General features: G+C 47.3%; 17 protein-coding genes. 8 read left to right on the top strand and 9 right to left on the bottom strand.

What is annotated here, in order from left to right; all coding sequences use genetic code 11:
- Positions 1-9: 9 nt before the first annotated feature.
- Both E7027_05645 and rimO read left to right on the top strand, forming a co-directional pair.
- Complete coding sequence (locus E7027_05645) at positions 10-1401, top strand: potassium transporter TrkH (GenBank protein MBE6421592.1); 1392 nt, start codon at positions 10-12, stop codon at positions 1399-1401.
- On the top strand, positions 1343-2695 hold the full coding sequence (gene rimO / locus E7027_05640) for a 30S ribosomal protein S12 methylthiotransferase RimO (protein ID MBE6421591.1): 1353 nt from the start codon (positions 1343-1345) through the stop codon (positions 2693-2695). The genes E7027_05645 and rimO overlap by 59 nt, the downstream gene beginning before the upstream one ends.
- Before the next feature lie 109 nt (positions 2696-2804).
- Here rimO and E7027_05635 read toward each other — a convergent pair whose 3' ends face one another.
- The 5 genes from E7027_05635 to E7027_05615 all read right to left on the bottom strand — a co-directional run bounded on the left by E7027_05635 (position 2805) and on the right by E7027_05615 (position 6894).
- Positions 2805-3725 carry a hypothetical protein gene (locus E7027_05635; GenBank protein ID MBE6421590.1) on the bottom strand — a complete coding sequence of 307 codons (921 nt, stop codon included), beginning with the start codon at positions 3723-3725 and terminating at the stop codon, positions 2805-2807.
- A 79-nt stretch (positions 3726-3804) separates the two neighbouring features.
- Positions 3805-4959: a tetratricopeptide repeat protein gene (locus tag E7027_05630; GenBank protein MBE6421589.1), complete on the bottom strand. Its 1155-nt coding sequence runs from the start codon at positions 4957-4959 to the stop codon at positions 3805-3807.
- 12 nt (positions 4960-4971) lie between these two features.
- Positions 4972-5337, bottom strand: a complete 366-nt coding sequence (locus E7027_05625) for a response regulator (protein ID MBE6421588.1) — start codon at positions 5335-5337, stop codon at positions 4972-4974.
- A 2-nt stretch (positions 5338-5339) separates the two neighbouring features.
- Positions 5340-5855, bottom strand: coding sequence for a gamma carbonic anhydrase family protein (locus E7027_05620; GenBank protein ID MBE6421587.1), 516 nt, complete (start codon positions 5853-5855; stop codon positions 5340-5342).
- On the bottom strand, positions 5839-6894 hold the full coding sequence (locus tag E7027_05615; protein MBE6421586.1) for a flippase-like domain-containing protein: 1056 nt from the start codon (positions 6892-6894) through the stop codon (positions 5839-5841). Before E7027_05615 ends, E7027_05620 begins: the two co-directional genes overlap by 17 nt.
- A gap of 113 nt (positions 6895-7007) precedes the next feature.
- Between E7027_05615 and uvrA the strand changes: the two genes are divergently transcribed.
- The gene (uvrA, locus tag E7027_05610; protein MBE6421585.1) at positions 7008-9944 is read left to right on the top strand and encodes an excinuclease ABC subunit UvrA; all 2937 of its coding nucleotides are present in this window, start codon (positions 7008-7010) and stop codon (positions 9942-9944) included.
- 53 nt (positions 9945-9997) lie between these two features.
- Here uvrA and E7027_05605 read toward each other — a convergent pair whose 3' ends face one another.
- A complete protein-coding gene (locus tag E7027_05605) occupies positions 9998-10474 on the bottom strand; it encodes a prepilin-type N-terminal cleavage/methylation domain-containing protein (GenBank protein ID MBE6421584.1) in 477 nt (158 codons plus the stop codon).
- Between the two features lie 113 nt (positions 10475-10587).
- The gene (gene yfcC, locus E7027_05600) at positions 10588-11979 is read right to left on the bottom strand and encodes a putative basic amino acid antiporter YfcC (protein MBE6421583.1); all 1392 of its coding nucleotides are present in this window, start codon (positions 11977-11979) and stop codon (positions 10588-10590) included.
- Positions 11980-12399: 420 nt separating this feature from the next.
- On the opposite strand from yfcC, the gene E7027_05595 reads away from it, so the two are divergent.
- Positions 12400-13092: a helix-turn-helix transcriptional regulator gene (locus tag E7027_05595; GenBank protein ID MBE6421582.1), complete on the top strand. Its 693-nt coding sequence runs from the start codon at positions 12400-12402 to the stop codon at positions 13090-13092.
- A gap of 459 nt (positions 13093-13551) precedes the next feature.
- Here E7027_05595 and E7027_05590 read toward each other — a convergent pair whose 3' ends face one another.
- On the bottom strand, positions 13552-15309 hold the full coding sequence (locus E7027_05590; protein MBE6421581.1) for a hypothetical protein: 1758 nt from the start codon (positions 15307-15309) through the stop codon (positions 13552-13554).
- Positions 15310-15378: 69 nt separating this feature from the next.
- Positions 15379-17130: a threonine--tRNA ligase gene (locus tag E7027_05585; protein MBE6421580.1), complete on the bottom strand. Its 1752-nt coding sequence runs from the start codon at positions 17128-17130 to the stop codon at positions 15379-15381.
- A 105-nt stretch (positions 17131-17235) separates the two neighbouring features.
- Here E7027_05585 and E7027_05580 point away from each other — a divergent pair, with 105 nt between their 5' ends.
- The 4 genes from E7027_05580 to secF all read left to right on the top strand — a co-directional run bounded on the left by E7027_05580 (position 17236) and on the right by secF (position 21872).
- A complete protein-coding gene (locus E7027_05580) occupies positions 17236-18978 on the top strand; it encodes an LTA synthase family protein (GenBank protein ID MBE6421579.1) in 1743 nt (580 codons plus the stop codon).
- A 154-nt stretch (positions 18979-19132) separates the two neighbouring features.
- Positions 19133-19444, top strand: a complete 312-nt coding sequence (gene yajC / locus E7027_05575) for a preprotein translocase subunit YajC (GenBank protein ID MBE6421578.1) — start codon at positions 19133-19135, stop codon at positions 19442-19444.
- Positions 19444-20859 carry a protein translocase subunit SecD gene (secD, locus tag E7027_05570; protein ID MBE6421577.1) on the top strand — a complete coding sequence of 472 codons (1416 nt, stop codon included), beginning with the start codon at positions 19444-19446 and terminating at the stop codon, positions 20857-20859. The genes yajC and secD overlap by 1 nt, the downstream gene beginning before the upstream one ends.
- Positions 20856-21872 (top strand): protein translocase subunit SecF, encoded by a 1017-nt coding sequence (secF, locus tag E7027_05565; protein MBE6421576.1) that lies wholly within the window; start codon positions 20856-20858, stop codon positions 21870-21872. The genes secD and secF overlap by 4 nt, the downstream gene beginning before the upstream one ends.
- Positions 21873-21930 lie beyond the last annotated feature (58 nt).

The following is a 21930-nucleotide window of genomic DNA, read 5'->3' as shown; positions in this document are numbered from 1 at the left end:
AATAATTTTATGGCCTCTATTAACTGGCGCGAAGCAATCGCAAAGACAAAAGAATTTATCAAAATATCGCTGAAGAAATATTCTATTTTTCTTCTGCACCTTACCCCACACCAAAATATTGCCCAAACGGTGCTGGCATATACTTTTTTGGGGTGGATTGTTCTGTCCCTGCCGTTTATGAACAGTACCGATGTGTCGTTTTTGGACAATTTATTTACCTCGGCATCGGCCGTATCTTCTGTGGGGCTTAACAGCGTAAATTTCGCCGATTCTTACACCTTTTTAGGCAAACTGGTAGTGCTGATTCTCATTCAAATCGGCGGGCTCGGGTACATGACTTTTTCCTCGTTTTTCTTTATTTCTTTTTCGGAGCGCCACCGCCTCCGAAAACACCAACAGGAAAATCTATCCGCCGAAGTGTCACTGCCTAACACCTTGAAACTTTCGGACTTTCTGTGGGCCGCCGTTGTGTTTACTATTATTGCGGAAAGCATCGGGGCTGTATTTTTGTTTAACTATTTCCGCCACCACAACTACGGTATTTTTGATGCGGCGTGGTACAGTGTTTTTAACAGTGTATCCGCTTTTTGTACGGCAGGTTTTTCTCTTTGGAATAATAGTTTGGAAAATTTTGCCGACAGTAAAACTATCAATATTGTCATTTCCTGTTTATCTTTAGCAGGGGCCATGGGATTTATCGTGGTAACAGATTTATTTAATTTTATCCGACGGAAAACAAAAACCATTTCTTTTACCACTAAAATTATTGTGGTATGCACCTTTTGTATGGTAGCCTTCGGTACTTTTACCCTGTTTGTTACCTCGCCCGGCCTTACGCTGCTGGAAGCCTTTTTCCAATCTACCGCCGCTATGACTACCGGCGGATATAATACCGTAAATGTGGGCACATTGTCTTCCTGTTCGCTACTTATTTTGATGCTTCTTATGAGTGTGGGCGGTTCCCCCTCCGGCACGGCCGGCGGTATGAAAACCACCGTTTTTTGCAGTTTAATGGCGCTGATGTATAACCGCTTGAAACTTAATACGCGCGTGGAATTTTTGGGGCGGCGTATCCCCGTAGTGCGTTTGTACTCGGCCACTTCCACCTTTCTTCTTTACATTTTGTTTTTATTCGCCAGCGTGTTCTTACTTACCTGGACGGAGGATCTCCCCTTCCTTAAATTATTGTTCGAATCTGCCGCTGCATTAAGTACCGCCGGGCTTTCCACCGGTATTACGGCAGAACTTTCTTGGCTGGGTAAACTTATCATCATCGGTACTATGATTATCGGCCGCATCGGTGTAGTAACTTTTGGTATGGCGATTTTATCTACGGACGACGATGATGACGACGATGACGACCATGAAAAACCCGCCATCACCGAAGATGTGGCCGTATAAGAGGACTTTTATGAAATTTTATTTAATCAGTTTGGGTTGCCCCAAAAACTTAACCAACAGCGAAGAATTTTCCGCACGCTTAATTGCAAACGGACATAAAATGGTTTTCTCCCCGGAAAAAGCCGATACGGTGCTTATCAACACTTGCGGCTTTATTGCCTCTGCCGTCAAAGAAGCCAAGGAAGAAATCCGCTACGCGCTGGAGTTAAAAGAAGCGGGTAAAATCAAAAAGGTAGCCGTTACCGGGTGCTTGGTGGAACGCTACCGCGAGCAACTTGCAAAGGAATTTCCGGGGATAGACACATTGTTTTCCATCGGCTCCCAACAAACCGTGGAAAAAACCATCAAACAAAAAGGCGTTTTTTTAGACCCGCTCCCGAGCAAACTTTACCTGCCCGAATATAAAATGACGCTCACCGCCCCGCACACGGCTTACTTAAAAGTGGCAGACGGCTGCAACAATCGTTGCGCGTATTGTACTATTCCGTTTATCCGCGGGAATTATATTTCTAAACCCATGAACGACATTGTACGCGAGGCTCGCCTTTTGGTGCAAACAGGCGTAAAAGAAATTTCCTTAATTGCCCAAGACACCACTTCTTACGGCATGGACTTATACGGCAAGCCCCAACTGGTACCCCTGTTGGAAAAACTGCTTAAAATACGCGGTTTGGGGCGTTTGCGCATTATGTACGGCTATCCGCACCGCGTTACCAAAGAACTCGCGCAACTGATGGCCTCTACGGATAAAATTTTCCACTATATTGATATCCCCCTTCAACACATTGCCGACCCTGTATTAAAACGCATGAACCGCCATTGCGACGGCGCCCAAATCCGCCGCACCTTGGATATGCTGAAAGCCGAAGTGTCCGATATTTCTTTGCGCACGAACTTTATTGTCGGTTTCCCCGGGGAAACGAAAAAAGATTTCAACGAACTTAAAAAATTTGTGAAAGATTACGAGTTCGATAATATGGGTGTATTTGAATACTTCCGCGAAAAAGGAACCACCGCTTATGCTATGGAACAAGTGCCCGCTAAAGTAAAGCACGAACGCGCCGCCGAACTGGTGGAAACGCAAAGCCGAGTGATTGATAAAATAAACAAACGCCTGATCGGCACGGTGGTGGAAGCCATTGCGGACGGGCCGGACTTTGGCCGCACCTACAAAGACGCGCCGGACATTGACGGCAAAGTAACCTTTACCCGCCCGGTAGAAGTAGGGAGTATATTTAAGGCACGCATGATAGCCGCTGACGGATACGAACGCGAATTAGAACCGATTGATTAGCAAAAAAGAGGCTCCTTTATTTTTAAGGGAGCCCTTTTATAAGTTTTAAGAAGTCAAAAAAATACCCCGGTAAAAACCGGGGTATTTTTATAAGTTTCTTTCAATATGCTTATAACTCTTTACAGGTATACGTTGCACAATACTGGGTTCCGGAAACGGTCAAATTCATATTACAAGTGTGCCCGAGATTAGAAGCCGTGCAGTTAGGAGTAAAATAATCTGCTCCGTATGAAGAAGGAATAGAAGTAAGCCCTCCGACGGGTGCATTATAAGCCGACATCATACAAGCAACAGTACAGAGATTTCCGCCCACGCTCTTCTGCTGGTTGGTAAGAATATAACCATAAGTCTTGACCAAGTCAATCTCTTTCATTTTGCAAAAACTTACTTGCTTATATTTACAGTTAGTATAATCCCATGTATATGTGATTTGACCCGTTGAACCCACAGGGCAAGACTCTGTATATGTTTCCAAACCATTATAGGTAGGAGCACACGGGGCTTCTTCCTCTTCCGCAGCGCCACACACCAAGTACACTTCGTCTTTTTCGTTCAACTTCACACGTTGCCAAGAAATGTCCGCATTGCAATCGGGGAAAGGATATCCAAAAATTTTTAAGGAAGAAGGATTAAAAACTTCCGCCTCAATACTCTTCGCATTAGTTACAGAGCCCACAGACAAATTGGAAAAATTCACTTCAGCCGCGCCCTTTGTATCAGAACCAATAACAGTTTTTTTATTTAATAAATAAGAGGACGAAGGATAGCTAGCCGCCAACTCTAATTTCCCTTTGTTTAGATTTACATTAGTGGCAGACAAAGAATAACTGGCATCAGAATCTCCCAAGGTCATTTGGGCGGAAGTAGCATTGAGCCCCACGTCCATTTGCTCACTAACCTGCACCTGGCTGTATGCCACATAAGGCACGGGGAAATAGGTTATCATCTTCATTTTATTGTCTTCTGCCGCATGGCAAAAAACGGAAGAGCAACCAAGTAAAACTCCAAATACTGTTAATAATTTTTTCATAGATTTTCTCTCCACATACCCCGCATACGGGGGCATATACATAAATTATAGGTTTTTTTGACGAAAAATCAACCTCTAATTAAGTGTAACTTTCCAAATAGGTATGTAAGCCTTCGGCGCGGGCTTGTTTTACCCCCGCATCATAGAGGGCTTCGGCTTCTTCCACCTTCCCGAGTGCATACAACACTTGCGCCAAGGAAAGTTTGGTTAAAATTTGCCCGCGGGTTTCATCGGAATTATCAAAAAGCACCTGGGCTTCCTGCAAGTCTTTCAGGGCTTCCTGCATTTTGTTTTTGCGCTTCAAAATATCGGCACGGCCCCATTTTACAAAACCCAAATCTACCTGATCGTTGATAGCGGAATAAAGTTTATCCGCTACATTATAGTGACGAAGAGCCACCTCGTATTTGCCTTGTTGGCGCAGGCCGTTGGCCATGCCGCAGTTGGTGTAGGCTTTACCGAAAACATCTTCGCTTTTGCGGAAGATTTTTTCGGCTGCTTGGTAGTTTTTCACACAATCGTCGATTTTTCCGCAAATACGGCTGATGCCCGCCAAACCGCAGTATCCGTAGGCCAGGCTGATTTCGTCCCCCGCTTTTTTGGCGAAGGCGATGGCTTTTTTGAATTGTTCAATGCCTTCCTTAAAATGGCCTTGCAAGCGGAAAATACCGCCTTTGGCCCAATAAATAAAACTCATGCCCGCATAATCTTTTTGTTGCGTATAAGCCGAAAGAACCGTATCCAACCAATCCAAGGCTTCTTCCAAGCGGCCCCATGCACGAAGAGCCATGCCCATTTCCTGCATGGCGCGCACGGCGTATTCATCGTATTCCAATTCTTGCGCCATTTGCAAAGTTTCTTCCGCCAGTTCGTAAGCGGCAGCAGAATGCCCCAATGTGCGATAGCAGGAAGCCATAGCAAGCAAAGTATCCATGCGCACTTCGGCTTCCTCGGCGATATGTAAGGCCTTGGCATAACTTTTCAGTGCATTTTCAAAGGAACCCAGTTGGCGTTGGGCCTCGCCGGTTAAAAACCAAAGTTGCGCATCTTTCGTGCGCACGGCTACCAACATTTCCAAAGCTTGGGAAGGGCGGTTGCTTTCCAACAGTTCTTCCAAAACGGCCTTCTCCACCGCCACACGCTTGGGAGCCGTTTTTTTAGCAACGGCTTTCTTTGCGGCAGGTTGTTTTTTTACTTCGGCTTTTTTTGTCGTCTTTTTTTTGGTAACAGCCATATGGGCTCCTTGTTATATTTTTAGATGTTTTTTGATTTCGGCCATGGTGGAAGCCAAATCATACGGTTTGGGGATAAAATGATCGGCACCGGCTTCGGCGGCGCGGTCTCGGGACTCCGGATCCGACAGAGTGGACATAATCACTATCGGTATTCTCCAGGTAGCATTATCCGTTTTTAACATTTTACAGACTTCAAATCCGCTTAGTTTGGGAAGCATTAAATCTAACAAAATCAAATCGGGTTTTGTTTGCTTGGCAAGCATCACGCCCGCCACACCGTTTTCGGCCCAGTGCACTTCCACTCCTTCCACTTTCAAGGCACCGCACAACGCCGTTCCCAACACTTTGGAGTCTTCTATCAGCACTACTTTTTTCATGCTTACATTTCCTCACAATGGTCTTTATACAAACCAATCGCACCGGCATATTCGCGGGCATTTTTCATAATGGCGTTTACTTCGTCCTCTTCCAACTCGCGTACTACTTTGGCCGGTACACCCATTACCAAAGAGCCCGCCGGAATTTTTTTGCCCGCAGGTACCACGGAACCCGCCCCGATAATGGAATTGGGGCCGATTTCACTTTCCATCACCACCGCGTTCATGCCGATTAAGCAGTTATCGCCGATTTTGCTTCCGTGCACCACGGCACCGTGCCCTACACTGACCCCTTTGCCGATTTGTGCCGGAGCCCCGTAGTTGACATGAATACAGGCATTTTCCTGGATATTGGAGTTTTCCCCCACCGAAATAGCAGCAATATCCCCGCGCAACACGGCGCAAGGCCAAACGGAAACATTTTCCCCCAGCGTCACATCACCGATTAACACGGCACTTTTGTGAACATAACAACTCGGGCGCACGTTGGGCACCAATTCGTTAATGCGTTCTTTCATGGCGGACTCCTTTGGGCTGTCTGGTTCTTACGGGAGAAGAAAGCTGCAACCCCCAATAGATAAAGATACTGACAATGCCCGGAATAAGATAGTAAACAACCCGATAGATAAGGGTGGCCATGAGGGCGGCGTCCCAATCGATTCCCATTTGGGAATAAACTGCCGTCATCGCCAATTCCATCGCCCCCAGACCGCCGGGTAAAATGGGAATAAGCGTGGTGACCATACCCACGGCAAACCCGGCCACCAACACGCCTGTAGAAATATGCACCCCTACGGCACGGAAGGCAAAATACAAAACCAAAATCGTAAACAACCAGTCGGCACAGATATAAATAATCGTCCAGGTCATTTTTTTCTTTTTCTTGTGGATAAGGTCTATTCCTTCGTCCAACTGATCCATAAAGTCATCGTATTTCCCTTTGGGAATCAGCGCGCGGAACACATGGAAAAGAACTTTGTTAACCATGCGGAAAGCCTTGCGCAAACATTTGGAACGCCACTCATCGTTAAACAAAAAGGCCGTTACCACCGCGCACACGCCGCACATACCCACAATGAGCACAAAGTTTTTAAGAAGTTGCATGGTAGTGGCTGAGGAGTTAAACAACATCAACACCGAACCTTGCAAAATGATAATCGCAAGTACAAAATACAAAAGCACCGATATTACAATACTGGCCGTTACACAAGTGCCAAAGGGCACGCGGCGGCGGTTAAGCAAGTGGGCCCGCAAGGCAAAACCGCTGGCCCCTAACGAAGATACCACATAGTTTACCGTGGTGGAAACAAGCGCAATCCCGATGGCGGCACTTTTGCCTACCTTGCGCCCCATAATGCGCAACACCTCGTACAAAGCAAGGCCCATGCTTACATAAATCATTATGGCAGAGAACAAAGAAAGGAAAAGATATTTTATTTTTACCGTCTGCCAAATTTTTACAAAACTATCCTTCGCCTGATAAATCATCACGGCGATAAGAGCAATAGAAAGCAAAACGCCAAGAGCATAGAAAGTATATTTCAGTGATTTTTTCACGCGGGTATCTCCGGGAAAATAAGTTATATAAATTATATAATTTATTTATACAAAAAACACCCGCGCGCGCGTAAGATTTTGCCTGCGGGCGTTTGTTTCTACAGGATTTGGATATGAAAAGCATTAAAGTAATCGGCGCAAAAGGCCATAACCTAAAAAATATTACCGTTTCTCTGCCCAAGGGAAAAATGACCGTAGTAACCGGGCTTTCCGGCTCCGGCAAGAGTTCTTTGGCGTTTGATACCATCTACGCGGAAGGGCAACGCCGTTATGTGGAAAGTATGTCCGCTTATGCCCGACAGTTTTTGGAACTCATGGAAAAACCTGATGTGGAACACATTGAAGGCTTATCCCCGGCTATATCCATTGAACAACGCAACCCTTCCAAAAACCCCCGCTCCACCGTGGCTACCGTTACGGAGATTTACGATTACCTGCGTTTGCTTTTCGCGCGGGTGGGCCACCGCCATTGTCCTCAATGCGGACGGGAAGTGGAAACCTGGAGCGTGCAGGGAATTGCGCAGGATATCCTCAAAAAATTTACCGACAAAACGCTTTATATTCTGGCCCCCGTGGTGCGCGGACGCGCCGGAACTTACGAAGAATTATTCGCCAAATTCAAAAAAGACGGCTATGTAAAAGCACGCGTAAACGGACAGGTCATCACATTGGAAAATACCCCCTCGCTGGAACGCTACAAAAAGCACACCATTGAATTGGTAACAGACGAATTTTATGTAGATGAATTTGACCGCGAACGCTTGGTGGAAAGTTTGGAAGCCGCCTTAAAATATGCCAAAGGCCTTGTGCATATTTTGGAAACCTCCGGCGAAAAACCCGTAGATTTTACCTACAGCGAAAGCAACGCCTGCGCCCACTGCGGGATTGGATTTAGCGAATTAGAACCCCGCCTTTTTTCCTTCAACTCCCCCTACGGTGCGTGCCCCGATTGCAACGGCCTGGGGCTTAAAATAGAGGTTGCCGAAGATTTGGTGGTACCGGACGACACTCTTTCCATTAACGAAGGGGCCATCGCGGCATGGGATAACCCCGTTACCACCCGCACACACCGCTGGAAAAATTCCTGGAGTGAGTATTATTACGATATTTTGCATCAAGTGTGCCGTCAAAACAAAATCAACATGAATACCCCCTGGAACAAATTGCCCAAGGCGCAACGGGATTTACTGTTGTACGGAACGGGAGGAGCCAGTTATACTTCGGTTATTTCCGGCGGAGAACAAGATTTTGAAGGCGTTATCACCAACCTTAAACGCCGCTACCAAGAAAGCGAAAGCGACTTTGTAAAAGAAGAAGTTTACACCCGTTTCATGCGCGAGGTTACCTGCCCCACCTGTGCGGGCAAACGCCTCAAACCCGAAGCCTTGGCCGTTAAAATAAACGGAAAAAATATCCAAGAAATTACGGCTATGCAAGTATCGGCCGCCAAAAATTTTTTCCAAACGATTGAACTGACGGATAAAGAAAAAATTATTGCCAAAGATGTCCTCAAAGAAATTCGCGCCCGCTTGGACTTTTTACACAGCGTAGGGCTTAGCTATTTAACATTGGAACGCAAAAGCCAAACTTTGTCCGGCGGGGAAGCACAGCGTATCCACTTGGCTACCCAAATCGGCTCGGGCTTAACGGGGGTTCTTTATGTGCTGGACGAGCCGACCATCGGCCTTCACTCACGCGATAACGACCGCCTGATTGAAACCCTTAAAAATCTGCGCGATTTAGACAATACGCTGATTGTGGTGGAACACGATAAAGACACTATTTTAGCCTCCGATTATGTAGTGGAACTGGGGCCGCTGGCCGGGGAACACGGCGGTGAAATTGTGGCCGCGGAACCGACGGAAGATTTCCTAAAAAACAAACACTCCCTCACCGCCGGATACCTCAACGGACAACGCATGATTCTTCCGCGGGAAGAACTGCGCAAAGGAAACGGCAAATTTTTGGAAATCGTAGGAGCCAAACAATTTAACTTAAAAGATATTCATGTTAAATTCCCGCTTGGAAAATTCATCTGCGTTACGGGTGTTTCGGGCTCGGGAAAAAGCACGCTGATTCACCAAATTCTTTACAAAGCCCTCGCTCATAAATTTTACGGGGCAAAAGATGTTCCCGGCGTACACAAAGCCTTAAAAGGCCTGGAACATATTGATAAAGTAATTATTGTAGATCAAAGCCCTATCGGCAAAACTCCGCGCAGCAACCCCGCCACTTACACGGGTGTGTTCTCGCATATTCGCGATTTGTTTGCCGAAATGCCCGAAGCCAAACGCCGCGGATATAAACCGGGCCGCTTTTCCTTCAATGTAAAAGGCGGCCGGTGCGAAAAATGCCAAGGGGACGGCATCTTGAAAATACAAATGCAGTTTCTGCCCGATATTTATGTAAAGTGCGAAGAGTGCAACGGAAAACGCTTTAACGAAGATACGTTGGAAGTTAAATTCAAAGGGAAAAACATTGCCGAAGTGTTGGAAATGAGCGTATCGCAAGCGTTGGAATTTTTTGACGCAATCCCCAAAATCAAACGCTACCTGCAAACCTTACACGATGTGGGGCTCGGATATATTAAATTAGGGCAATCGGCCACCACCCTTTCCGGCGGGGAGGCTCAACGCGTCAAATTGGCTGATGAACTCTCCCGCAAAGGGACAGGCAAAACACTCTATATCTTGGACGAACCCACCACCGGGCTACACTTCGCCGATATTGATAAACTGCTCCATGTGCTTCACGGACTGGCGGACAAAGGCAACACGGTGCTTATCATCGAACATAATTTAGATGTTATCAAAACAGCTGATTGGTTGATTGATTTGGGCCCCGAAGGCGGCGACAAAGGCGGAGAAATCGTCTGCCAAGGAACACCGCGCCAAGTGGCGGCATGTGCTTCTTCTTACACCGGAAAATACCTAAAGCCGGAACTGGACGCAGTAGATGCCTTTTTGAAAAATAACCCTTCTGCCGAAAGGCCAAAACCCAAAGAAAAACCGGCACCCGCCAAACGCAGTTCTTCCAAAAAACAGAAGTAAAAAACTCCCCGGCTCTTAACCGCCGGGGAGTTTTGAATTAAGAATAAAAGTTTTTATTGAATCAAATAATAAATATCTTCTTTTACACCGCTGCTTAAATCTTCGCAGATGTTGAAAGGACGGGCCGAATACTGACGGCAATAAATTCCCTGTTTCCCTTCAAACATACGAAGCGAGTAATAAGTATCCACTTTCAGGCGGTTGGCAATCGCAATTACTCCCGTGGTATCGCCGGAGGAGGTAGCGCGCGTACCGTATTGGAAATACTTGCTTTGTTTGCGTTTCATGTCCGCATACGTCACATCTTCCCCCCCTATTTTAACGGTAAGATTATTGATATTAGCGGTATATTTGCCCGTTTGCATTTTATGTATTTCGTTGGCCTTGGCAATACTGCGTACCATTTGCATGGCTTCCGACGCGCGGGACATTTCTACCGAGCGGTGATAGGCGGGCATCGCTATAGAAGCCAAAATGCCTATGATTAACACCACTACCAACATTTCAACCAGTGTAAACCCTTTTTTCATAACTTTCTCCTTGGGCCTTTACTCATAAGGCTGATTGTAATAAATTTACAAAAAATATCTCTTTGATTCAATAAACAAAAAGCCCCCGATAAACGGGGACTCAATAAAAATTCCTATTTCCAGTTCAGTAAATACGGCGGAATCAGAAGAACCATGGAAAGAACTATCAAAATGAGTTGCAAAGGCAAGTTCCATTTGGCCCATTTCAGCCACGGAATACCGGCCATGCCGATAGCCGCCATGGTAACGGGAGCGGTAGGAATAACGGCGTTCGTCCACCCTTCACCGAATTGATAGGCCAAAATGGCCAACTGCGGGTTCACGCCTATTAAGTCCGACAACGGAATCATCACCGGCATTGTCAGCACAGCCTGCCCAGAACCCGACGCCACAAAAAAGTTGATAAACGAGTGCGCCCAAAACATACCGATAGCCGCCATTAAGGGGTGCATCTGCCCGATTGCTTGCGTAATAGCATGCAAAACCGTATCCAAGATGCGCCCGTTGGAAGCAATTACCACAATCGCACGGGCCAAGGCGAGCATCACCGAAACGCTTACCATGCTGCGGGCGCCGTCTATAATAGCGTCCGTCGTTTGGTTTAACTTCAACCGACCGATGAGCGCACACAAAAGCCCTACACCCAAAAAGAGCCCGGAAATTTCAATAATATACCAATGGAAAACTGCCACACCATATACCAGTACCCCCATACCCAAGGTAAACACCACGGAAATCAGCAGATGAGAACGCTTAAACTCGGGCTTTTCCAAGGTATTTAACTGCAAGGTTTTGCGGCGCTCTTCGTCAGCCTCATAGGTAATACTTTTAGTCGGGTTTTTCCGCACGCGCTCCCCATACCAGGTTACGAACCCGGTAACAAGTGCCGTACAAATGCCCCACACAAGCACTCTGTACGAGAGGCCCGAATAAAGCGGCAGTTGGGCAATCCCGTGAGAAATACCCACCGTAAACGGATTCATAAAGGCCGAGCCGAAGCCCACCCAAGCCCCTAAGAAAGGAATACTGACCCCTACGGCCGTATCATACCCCAGCGATAGCGCAAGCGGGATAAACAACGGAATAAAAATAAGGGTTTCTTCCTCCATGCCAAACACGGCCCCGCCCAAAGAGAAAAGAAGCATCGACGCGGGAATAAAGAATTTCTTTAATTTTTCTTTGCGGGAAAACAGGTAACTCGTGCCCAATATAACCGCGTTAACCGTTCCCGTGCGTTCCAAAATGGTAAACACGGCCCCGGTAATGAAAATAAACACAATGATATCAGCACAATCACCAAAGGCTTTGGCAGGGGCAGTCAATACGGCCCCAATGCCCTGCGGGTTGGCCTCTACCCGGTGATAAGAGCCTGCCACCGTATAGGTGCGGCCGTCCCGCTCAACGGAGTTATACTGTCCGGCGGGTAAAATATAAGTCAGGGCCGCCACCAATACCATGATGGAAAAAATCAGCCCGTAAATGTTAAGAGAAAAAGTGCGTTTCATACTTATATTATAATTTGTTTTGGCCCTTCCCCGAAAGCCCCGCGGCAGTATTCCCCCATAAAAGCCGTTGGGTAGAAAGCAAACGGCTCAGCCGGAGCCCGTTAAATAGGTGGGACGGACGCGAAACCGTTAACTTTACTAACCCAAACGGCATTTTATTTGCTACAATAAACTATGTACTTCCTGGCAGAATTACATAGTTGAGGCGTAACGGAGCCGACATACCGCGGGCGCGGCATCGGTTTGTAAGGATAAACCGCTCCGTATAAGGTTTCTAAAATGTAAGGGAAAACCTGTACGCCTGTGAGGTAAAAAGCGCTGCAGCCGCTTTTCATATTGTTAGTATAGTAAGTATTGCTAGCATTTGTCAAGCGCTTTTTGCTTTGTGTATTTTCTACACTTAAATAAGAGGGCGACAATATGAATAAATTTGAAAAGCAACTGGAAAAATGGAACAACGGTGTTCTGCGCGGGGCACAAGCCAAGTTAGCAAAAATACTCAATGTTTCCACTGCCACCGTAGCCTTTTGGGCTACGGGTAAACGTACCCCTTCTAAGGGATACATCGCCCAAATGGCCCAGTTGTTCGGCTTGGCTTTTTATGATGTCATGCGCCTTTTTCAACCCGTTACCACCTATCCGGAAGGCCAAGCCGCCAAAAACACATCTACGCTGCGCGAAACCCAAGACCCCTCTTTTACTTACACTGCTGACACGAACTCCTCTTTGACGGACTCCGCCAGCAACAGTGTGCATATTCCGCTTATCAGCACAATTGGAGCCGCTTGGCCCGATTACGCGGAAGCAGATGTCTGCGAGTGGTGGACGCTCCCCCGAGCCGCCGCCAAAGGCGCCAAGTGCCTTTTGAAAAGCCAATCGATTGAACAATCTCCCGAAGCAACAGAAGACCTGTTTTTCATCAAACCTGTTTCGGCTTTTAGCGAACACACTTTAATGCTCCTTCGCGTTCAAAACCAATATCTTTTGCGCCGCGTATATACCCAAGGGGAATCCGTGTGCCTGTGCACCGCGCAAGGGCAACTTCTCCAAACTTTACCCGCGGCGGAAGTAACCCCGTTAGGGGAAGTGGTAATGAAAATTACACGCCCGTAAACTAACCCTTTTTTCAAGTCTTGATTTTAAGCAAAAACCGCTTATACTAACAATATCCTTCGGGGGATACAGAAAATACCCCTCCTTGTGCAAGCCCCTCCCGGTGATGTCGGGCGGTACAAGCGGAGGCAAACTGTCTGGCATAGGCAAGCGGAATTGCGCGAAGAGTGCAACCGTGTCGGCAAAGACAGAAAAAAAGTGTTCTTTGTTCAGTTGCGCCATTTCTGGGATATTAGCTTTACAGAATCCCTTTCACAAGCCTCGGGCCCTTTACCTGTGGGTACGGGGAGTACGCTGAGGAAGTGGATGGGTAAAAAGCAGATTCGGGTTATGGAAGGCACGCTCAATAATACTTACTGTATAAGGCCCGGAAGGATATGAGAGAAAACATGAACCAAACGAAGTAAAGCCCTCTGTATGAAAATACAGAGGGCTCTTTTTTCGGGCTAAAAAGAAAATTTAGTCCAACGAAACAGGCAGTTTCCCTTTTGCCTGCACATCACCCAACAAAATTTTCGCCGAAGTTTCCATGGCATATTCCGTAGGGCCGTACACCGCCAACATGGTTTGAGTGTGGGGATAGAGCGGAATTTCGTACGGATTTAATAAAGAGATTTGCACATATTTTTTCCCGGCCTTTTCCGCCGAGACCCGAATTTCTTCCGCCAGGCGTTGCTGGTCTTCGTTCAGGCGGGAAGTGTAACTCGTCCCTACCACCACCACATGCGCCCCCGGCATACATTCTCCCGCTTTTGTGCGGTCTTGCTTTGTGGGGGCTACGGAAGCATGTACCAGGCGGGCTTTTTTACCGCGGGCAGACAAATAATCGGTGAACGCTTCCAACTGGAGCGAAAAAATACCGTCCGCAAAAAACACGGCACAGATTTCTTTTTCTTTGTCCGTTAACGGCAGGGCGTTATCGGCGGAGCGCACCACCGTTACCCCCGCTTCTGCCGCCGCCCGGGAGGCCGTTTCAAACCCTGTTTCCAACACAGGTTCTTTCGCGGAATTAAAGAGGCCGAATTTTTCCTTCAAGGCTAAGATTTTTTCGGCGGAAATTTCTATTTCCTGACGGGTTACATTTTCTGCGGCAGATAACTTGCCGGCTTCCACTTCGCGCACCGTTTTTTCCACATAGTCGGCTGCGCGGCGCGGATATTTTTTGGCGGTTTTAATATCCCGCACATCTCCGCTTAACAAAAGCATATTGTTGCCGGCTTTGTAAGAACGGCGAACGATTTCTTCCACGCTTTGGTCGCTTACCGCGCCCATATCCAAACCGTCGGTTACAATCACCCCGTTATAGCCCATTTCTTGACGGAGAAGGCCTTTCAAAATAGTAGGAGAAAAAGAGGCCGGGTTGTTTTTATCAAGTTCCGGATAAACCACATGGGCACTCAATACGCCGGAAACCCCCGCTTGCACGGAAGGCATAAAAGCGGAAATATGTTTTTGCCACAGTTCGTCTTTCGGCAAATCGGTAACCGGTTGTTCGTAGTGAGAATCGGAAGAAGTATCTCCGTGGCCCGGGAAATGTTTATTAACGGCGGCTACGCCGTTTTGTTCCAAAGCCCGTACGGCCGCCGCCGCAAAACGCCCCGCCTCTTGGGCGTTATCCCCAAACGAGCGCGTTTGAATAATCGGGTTTTTAGGGTTGGAGTTTACATCGGTTACCGGGCCTAACGCCATTTCGGTTCCCACCAATTTCATTTCCAAGGCTTGGGCCGCATACATATCTTCCACGATTTTCTCGCTTCCGCCCGCGGCCAAAAGCATATTGGACGGCATTTGTTTCAGCCCCAAAAACATGGGAGAAGTAACCGTTCCGCCTTCGTAATCTAACGACAACAACAAGGGAATTTTATGACGGGATTTAGAAGCCCATTTTTGTAAATCGGCGATGGTTTTTTTCAAGGCTTTGCGTTGTTTGGCAATGTATTTCTTTTGATTGGCAGAAGTAATCTTGGGAGTATGAAGCAACCCTTCTTTGGTTTTAATAAAAAACCCGGTTACTTCCCCGTTTTTTACGGCCTTCTTAAAGGCCTTATGTTGCCCCACCAATACCCGAGGCATCACCGTTTGGCCCACTTGCTCGCGCAAAGTAAGATCAGCCGCCTTCGGTGCGGCAAACAACGGCACAGCCAAAAAACCGATTCCCAGCCAAGCTAACATTTTCTTCATAAAAAGGTTTCGTCCTCCTGTCTGTTTTCTTTTCATTATAACAGAAAAAAACCATGAAAAAACGCCCCGCCTGTTACAGCGGAGCGTTTATAAAACCAAAGCATCTTATTTTAAGAGATTGGTTAAACTGAAAGTAGCCACTTCTTCCTTCATTTTTTCGATGACTTCTTCCACGGATAAAGCCGGCGTATTGGTACCGTCTTTCAGGCGCAGGGTCAGTTTACCTTCGGCGGCTTCCTTAGCACCGATAATGGCGGTGTAAGGAATACGCTGCAAGTGCGCTTCACGAATTTTGAGACCCAATTTTTCGGGTCTTACATCTAATTCGGGGCGCAAACCGGCCTGGCGCATTTTGGCGGCCACTTCTTTGGCAAACGGGATTTGATCGTCCGTCAAAGTAAGCAGTTTTACTTGTACCGGCGCCAACCACAACGGGAACCAACCCGCGAAGTGTTCAATAATCACCCCGGTAAAGCGTTCGATACTGCCGAACATGGCCCGGTGCACCATAATCGGGCGTTGGCGGCCTTCGCTGGCGACATATTCCAAATCGAAGCGTTGGGGCAGGTTGAAGTCAAACTGAATCGTAGACAACTGCCACAAACGGCCGATAGCGTCCATTACTTTGATATCGATTTTCGGCCCGTAGAAGGCGGCTTCCCCGGCGTGGGTGGTGTAGGGAATTTTATTTTCTTCCAACACGCGTTTGAGAGCATTTTCGGCGCGTTCCCAATCGGCCACATCACCGGTGAAATGTTCCGGATGTTCCGGGTCTCGCGTGGAAAGTTCCACCGCGTATTTTTCAAAGCCGAACGTTTTGAAAATGTGCATGGCAAATTCAAAACATTGTTTTACTTCTTCTTCCACTTGTTCGGGCGTGCAGAAAATGTGCGCATCGTCTTGCGTAAAACCGCGCACCCGGAGAAGCCCGTGCAACGCACCGGAGCGTTCATAGCGGTAAACCGTGCCCAGTTCGCTTAAGCGGAGGGGCAAGTCGCGATAGGAGCGCAGGTGGGTTTTGTAAATTTCCACATGGAAGGGGCAGTTCATGGGTTTAATTTGGTATTTTTCTCCGTCCACTTCCATCGGGTGGAACATACTTTCGGAATAAAAACCGGCGTGTCCGCTCACTTCAAACAAGTGAAGGCGCGCAATATGCGGGCTGACAACCAAATCGTAACCGCGTTTTAAGTTTTCGTTTTTAATCCAGTCTTCCAAAGTTTTGCGTAACATACCGCCTTTGGGGTGCATCAAAATAAGCCCCGGGCCCACATTATCGTTTACGCTGAAAAGATCCAACTCCGGGCCGAGTTTGCGGTGGTCGCGCTTGGCGGCTTCTTCCTGTTGTTTGATATAGGCGTTCAATTCGTCTTTGGTATCAAAGCATAAGCCGTAAATGCGTTGGAGCATGGGGCGTTTTTCGTCCCCGCGCCAGTAAGCACCGGCAATGGCGGTTAACTTAAAACTATTCACTCTGCCCGTGTGTTCCACGTGCGGGCCGCGGCAGAGGTCGGCATAATCTCCATTGGTATATACGGTAATAGAACCGTCTTCCAATTCTTCAATCAGTTCCAATTTATAGGTTTCGCCGCGTTTTTCAAAAAATTCTTTGGCTTCGGCCTTGCTCATTTCCTTTCTTTCAAAGGGTTGGCGGGCCTTGATGATTTCTTTCATCTTGGTTTCAATGGCTTTCAAATCTTCCGGCGTGAATTGCTTGGGGCAATCAAAATCGTAGTAAAAGCCATTTTCAATAGCCGGGCCGATACCGAGTTTGGTACCGGGGAACAACTGCTGTACCGCTTGCGCCATAATGTGTGCACACGAGTGGCGCTTGGTTTCTAATTCTTTATTTTCCATGTTGGTTTGCGCTATGACCCTGCCGGCCACAACGACCGGGCCAGGAATCAAAGGTCCTTGAATTAAGATATAATATTATATCAAATTGAGGAGTAGATACCCCTTATGAATTTTCTTAAAAAATATCTCTTTTCCCCTTTTCAAAACGATTGGAAATTTTTATTGGTGGCCTCTTTGCCTGCCCTGTTGTTATGTTTATTCGGTCTAAGTCAGTTAGACTGCCTTACCTGGACGAACTTTTTAGCCACCGAAACTGTTAAACTGGCGTGCGAATTTTTGTTTTTAGGGGTGCTCCTTTCCTGTATCAACCTGTTGGGAATTAAAAACAAGTGGTTCGTGGGCGCGTCTCAATTTGTGTACTGTTTAACGCTGATTGCCGATTTGATTTTGCTTTGGTACTTTAAGGAACGTTTCGGTGCCAAATACTTAGACACCATGGAAGGCGGCGATTACGGGTTCCTGTTAGATCCGCGCGTGATCGGGTTTTTTAGTGCGGTAGCTCTCTACTGTGCCTTTTGTGTAAAACGCTTTTTTGTACCCGCCACACGCAAAACGGCCTGCCACCGTTTGGGGCTTTGCTTGGCGGGGTTATTTGTCCTTTTTATATTAAACCCGTTAAAACTCCTGCCCGCACCCAACCATTTCTATACTTCTTATTTAATTCCCCCCTCTGTGGTTTACACCACAAACGCCGTCTTGGCCGATATTCCCCAAGCAAACCTGGTTGCCGAGCCGGAAGCAGAAGTGGCTGACCTGGCCGAAAAATACAATGTTTTTTCCGCCCGAAATACCCCTGTCGGCAAAAAATACACCCGCGTAATTTTGATTGCGGCCGAATCGCTTTCCAACAAATACCTGCACCATTTCAATCCGCTTATTCCGCCGCAAGCCACCCAAGAGTTAGACCGTTTATACGAGCAAAATCCGTCCGTTTCGCTGAAACATGTTACCCTGTCCACCTTGTACGGCTTATCCGTCATCTTCACTTCGCACCCCTATGCACAACTTTCTTACGAAAACGGCTACCCCGTATCTTTTGTGCGCCTGTTAAAAAATAAGGGGTACAAAACCGCCTTCCTGCGCGGAGCCAACGAAACCTACATGAACGAACATCTCCTGTTCAAAGATGCAGGGTTTGAGGAAGTGATTGGGGCAACTTATTTTCAAACGCGCCCGGAATACAAAAACTATATCAACTGGTGGGGGCTGACCGACCGCAAACTTTTTGACTATGCCCTTGAGTATTTGGAAGAACAAAAGGATAACCCTGTTTTCATTACCCTGCTGACGGTAGATTCCCATGTCCCCTTAGGCCGCTTAGATTATTTAGACCACTCCTACCGGGAAATAGACGAGGAGTTTTACCGCGTCCCCACTTTGCCCCGCGCCTTTGCACGCTTCGGGCAAGATGTGGAGCGTTTTTTAAGCACCCTGAAAACAAAAGGGCTTTTTGACGAAAACACCCTGATTCTTATCACGCCCGACCACCCTTCTTACTCCAATACGCCGACCAATGCTTTATTCAAACCGTATGATAAGAACCAATACGACAATTTGCCTTTCATTATTTTAACGAAAGATAAAATCACCGCCCCGCTGACGGATAGTCCCTTGGCCAGCCAACTGGACATCGCCCCCACGGTGCTGGACTTACTTAATATCCCGCAGCCCAAGGCTTTCTTCGGCCATAGTTTATTTGATACGCAAGCCCAAAGAAGTGTGTTTGACATCAAAGAAGATTACGCCGTCATCACTACGGAAAAAGACAAATATGTTATGCCCTTAAACTCCCGCAAGCCGCAGGATAGGGCTTTGTTAAAACTGATGACCACTTTTATTACCGAATAACCGCCTAAGAGGCCTCCGGACGGAGGCCTTTTTTATCTTCAGCCAAACCCAGGGCCGAAACCCGCAAAACGCCTCTTAAAATTCTTCGGCCTAGGACGGGCTAAATATGCTAGAATAACAATGTGTATTTTTATTTTTAATTGGAGGACGTAATATGGAAACGACTGCCCAAGGCGGCGGAATGATTTTCTGGTTACTGATGATGGCATTTGCGTTCATCGTTATTTTTATGCCTGCGCGCTCCCAAAAGAAACGCGAACAGGAACTGATGGCAAAAGTAAATGCACTTCAAAAAGGAGACCAGGTAATTATCCCCGGTGGAATTATTGGAACGGTAGCCGGTTTTAAGGATAACGCAATCGAAGTAAAAATTGCGGAATCGGTAAAATTAACCGTGCTGAAAACCGCCATCGTAGGACTTGTAAACGATTTGCAGCCTGCTGCGAAAGAAGGAGGAGCTAAGTAATGTCTAATAAGTTAGCCGTAAAGTGGGGACTTATCATCGCCATTTTACTGGGGTCTTTGTATTTAATTTACCCCAACTACAAATGGTATTCTAAACCGCTCGCCGAACGCGAGAAATTAGATACCTTGGGCGAACGCCCCAAACGGATGCTGAACTTGGGCTTGGATTTACGCGGCGGTTCCAGTTTGCTGTTGGAATTGGAAGTAGCCAAATTAAACACCAAAGAACCCTTAAACGAAGCCATGGCCCGCGCCATCGAAATTATCCGCAACCGCATTGACCAATACGGTTTGGCGGAAACCTCTATCACCAAACAAGGCGATAAGTGGATTATGGTGCAGTTGCCCGGTGTGTCCAATCCGCAACGCGCGGAAGAACTGATCGGTAAAACCGCTATGTTGGAATTCCGCATTGTAAAAAACGACACGGCCGCCGCTCAAAAAGCCATTGAAAAATTGGAATATACCGATAAACCCTTCGATGAAAACGGAAATGTAATTCCCGAAATTGCCGAATTGGTGCCTGCCGGCTACCAAATCATGCGCAATAAAGACGGGGGCTACAGTTTAGTAACCGATACCGCCACCGTAACCGGTGCGGATTTGGAAAATGCCCGCGTCGTGATGATGGGCGAAAACGGCTATCCCGAAGTGGCCTTTACCTTCAACGCGGAAGGAAGCAAAAAATTCGGTCAGTTAACCGGTGCGAACATCGGCAAACAACTCGCCATTGTGTTGGATAATACCGTCCAATCCGCTCCGGTGGTACAAGCCCGCATTACCAAAGACGGCCGCATCTCCGGCACTTTTACCGCCGAAGAAGCCCGCCAACTTTCTATCGTCTTGAAAGCGGGTGCTTTGCCTGCTCCGGTAAAAATCATCGAAAAGAAAACCATTGGGCCGACCTTGGGTGAAGACTCCATTAAATCGGGTCTTTCCGCCTCGTTCTATGCCTTGGTGCTCATTTTGATTTTCATGCTCGTTTACTACAAAGCGGCCGGGTTTATTGCCGATATCGCTTTGTTACTCAACTTTGTGTTGACGGTTGCCATTATGAGTTACTTCTCCGCCACGCTCACTTTGCCCGGTATTGCGGGTATGATTTTGTCCTTGGCGATGGCTATTGACGCCAACGTACTTATCATCGAACGTATGCGCGAAGAAAAACTCCTCGGTAAACCGGTGTACGAAATCATTAACTTGGGTTATGACAAAGCCTGGTCTGCCATTTTTGACTCCAACATCACCACCATTATCGTGGGTGCTTGTTTGTTGCAATTCGGCACCGGCCCGGTGAAAGGGTTTGCCGTAACGCTTATTATCGGCTTACTCGTCAGTTTGTTCACCGCCGTATTTGTAACGCGCGCGATTTACGAACTTGTTTTAACTTCTAACACCAAGGAGATCAGTTTATGATGCACTTACTTCCCAAAACAAACATTGATTTCCTTAAGTACAGAAAAGCCTATTACACCTTGTTTGCCGTGCTTCTTATCGGCGGTATAATCTGCTTTTTTACCAAAGGATTTAACATGGGCATTGATTTTACCGGCGGTACCATGGTACAGGTAAAATTTTCTGCTCCCGTAGAAATTGCCCAAGTGCGCGAAGCCTTAGCCGCCACGGGTGCCAACTCCGAACTTCAAACCTTTGGGGACAATTCCTTCGCCATTAGCGAAAAAAGCACCGCGGACGAAGTGGGCGTCGTACAAACCCGCATTGAAAAAGCCTTGGACACCTTAAATGTACCCTACACGGTGGAACAAACCAACTCCGTTGGCCCGGCCGTAGGCGAAAGCATGACGGAAAGAGCCCTGTGGGCCATTTTGCTTTCCTTGGTGTTCATCATCATTTATGTAGCGTTTCGTTTCAGCAACATTTTGTGGGGCGTATCCGGCGTAATCGCCTTGTTCCACGACTTGTTTGTCATGGCGGTAGCGTTCTCGCTTACGCAACGCGAAATTGACTTGGTAGTGGTGGCGGCCTTCTTAACCGTGGCCGGTTTCTCCATCAACGATACCATCGTTATTTTCGACCGTATGCGCGAAAATATCCGCCTGCACCCCAAAATGAGTTTCGGGGAACTGATTAACTTGTCTGTTAACGAAACCCTCTCCCGCACGATTATCACCACGTTAACGGTGCTCTTTGCCCTTACCGTGCTGTATTTCTTCGGCGGCGAAGTGATTAACTCCTTCGCGTTTGCCATGCTTATAGGTTGTCTGTCCGGTGTGTACAGTACGATTGCACTGACCACTCCTTTGGTATATACCTGGAGCCATGGTGAACTTAATGACGGTTCCAACCCCAACAAGGCCAAACCCGTCACTAAAGAAAATGTGGAAGCGGTTGTGAAGGAAAAAACTGCCAAGCCGCAAGGCAAAGTAGTAACCAAAATCAAACGCACCCGCAGAAGCAAAAAGAACTAATGCTTTTACACGGAGCCTTCCTTCGGGGAGGCTCCGTTCAAATGTTTTACGCAAGTTT

The sequence above is a fragment of the Elusimicrobium sp. genome, assembly GCA_015062115.1.
Classification (GTDB): Bacteria; Elusimicrobiota; Elusimicrobia; order Elusimicrobiales; family Elusimicrobiaceae; genus Avelusimicrobium.
The sequence above is the reverse complement of the archived record's forward strand: the minus strand, read 5'-3'. Positions and strand labels throughout refer to the sequence as shown.

What these genes read in the sequence shown, in the direction of transcription:
- E7027_05645 (MBE6421592.1), top strand. Translation starts at nt 10, where the DNA reads ATGGCCTCTATTAACTGGCGCGAAGCAATCGCAAAGACAAAAGAATTT.
- rimO (MBE6421591.1), top strand. Translation starts at nt 1,343, where the DNA reads ATGATGACGACGATGACGACCATGAAAAACCCGCCATCACCGAAGATG.
- E7027_05635 (MBE6421590.1), bottom strand. Translation starts at nt 3,725, where the DNA reads ATGAAAAAATTATTAACAGTATTTGGAGTTTTACTTGGTTGCTCTTCC.
- E7027_05630 (MBE6421589.1), bottom strand. Translation starts at nt 4,959, where the DNA reads ATGGCTGTTACCAAAAAAAAGACGACAAAAAAAGCCGAAGTAAAAAAA.
- E7027_05625 (MBE6421588.1), bottom strand. Translation starts at nt 5,337, where the DNA reads ATGAAAAAAGTAGTGCTGATAGAAGACTCCAAAGTGTTGGGAACGGCG.
- E7027_05620 (MBE6421587.1), bottom strand. Translation starts at nt 5,855, where the DNA reads ATGAAAGAACGCATTAACGAATTGGTGCCCAACGTGCGCCCGAGTTGT.
- uvrA (MBE6421585.1), top strand. Translation starts at nt 7,008, where the DNA reads ATGAAAAGCATTAAAGTAATCGGCGCAAAAGGCCATAACCTAAAAAAT.
- E7027_05605 (MBE6421584.1), bottom strand. Translation starts at nt 10,474, where the DNA reads ATGAAAAAAGGGTTTACACTGGTTGAAATGTTGGTAGTGGTGTTAATC.
- yfcC (MBE6421583.1), bottom strand. Translation starts at nt 11,979, where the DNA reads ATGAAACGCACTTTTTCTCTTAACATTTACGGGCTGATTTTTTCCATC.
- E7027_05595 (MBE6421582.1), top strand. Translation starts at nt 12,400, where the DNA reads ATGAATAAATTTGAAAAGCAACTGGAAAAATGGAACAACGGTGTTCTG.
- E7027_05590 (MBE6421581.1), bottom strand. Translation starts at nt 15,309, where the DNA reads ATGAAAAGAAAACAGACAGGAGGACGAAACCTTTTTATGAAGAAAATG.
- E7027_05585 (MBE6421580.1), bottom strand. Translation starts at nt 17,130, where the DNA reads ATGGAAAATAAAGAATTAGAAACCAAGCGCCACTCGTGTGCACACATT.
- E7027_05580 (MBE6421579.1), top strand. Translation starts at nt 17,236, where the DNA reads ATGAATTTTCTTAAAAAATATCTCTTTTCCCCTTTTCAAAACGATTGG.
- yajC (MBE6421578.1), top strand. Translation starts at nt 19,133, where the DNA reads ATGGAAACGACTGCCCAAGGCGGCGGAATGATTTTCTGGTTACTGATG.
- secD (MBE6421577.1), top strand. Translation starts at nt 19,444, where the DNA reads ATGTCTAATAAGTTAGCCGTAAAGTGGGGACTTATCATCGCCATTTTA.
- secF (MBE6421576.1), top strand. Translation starts at nt 20,856, where the DNA reads ATGATGCACTTACTTCCCAAAACAAACATTGATTTCCTTAAGTACAGA.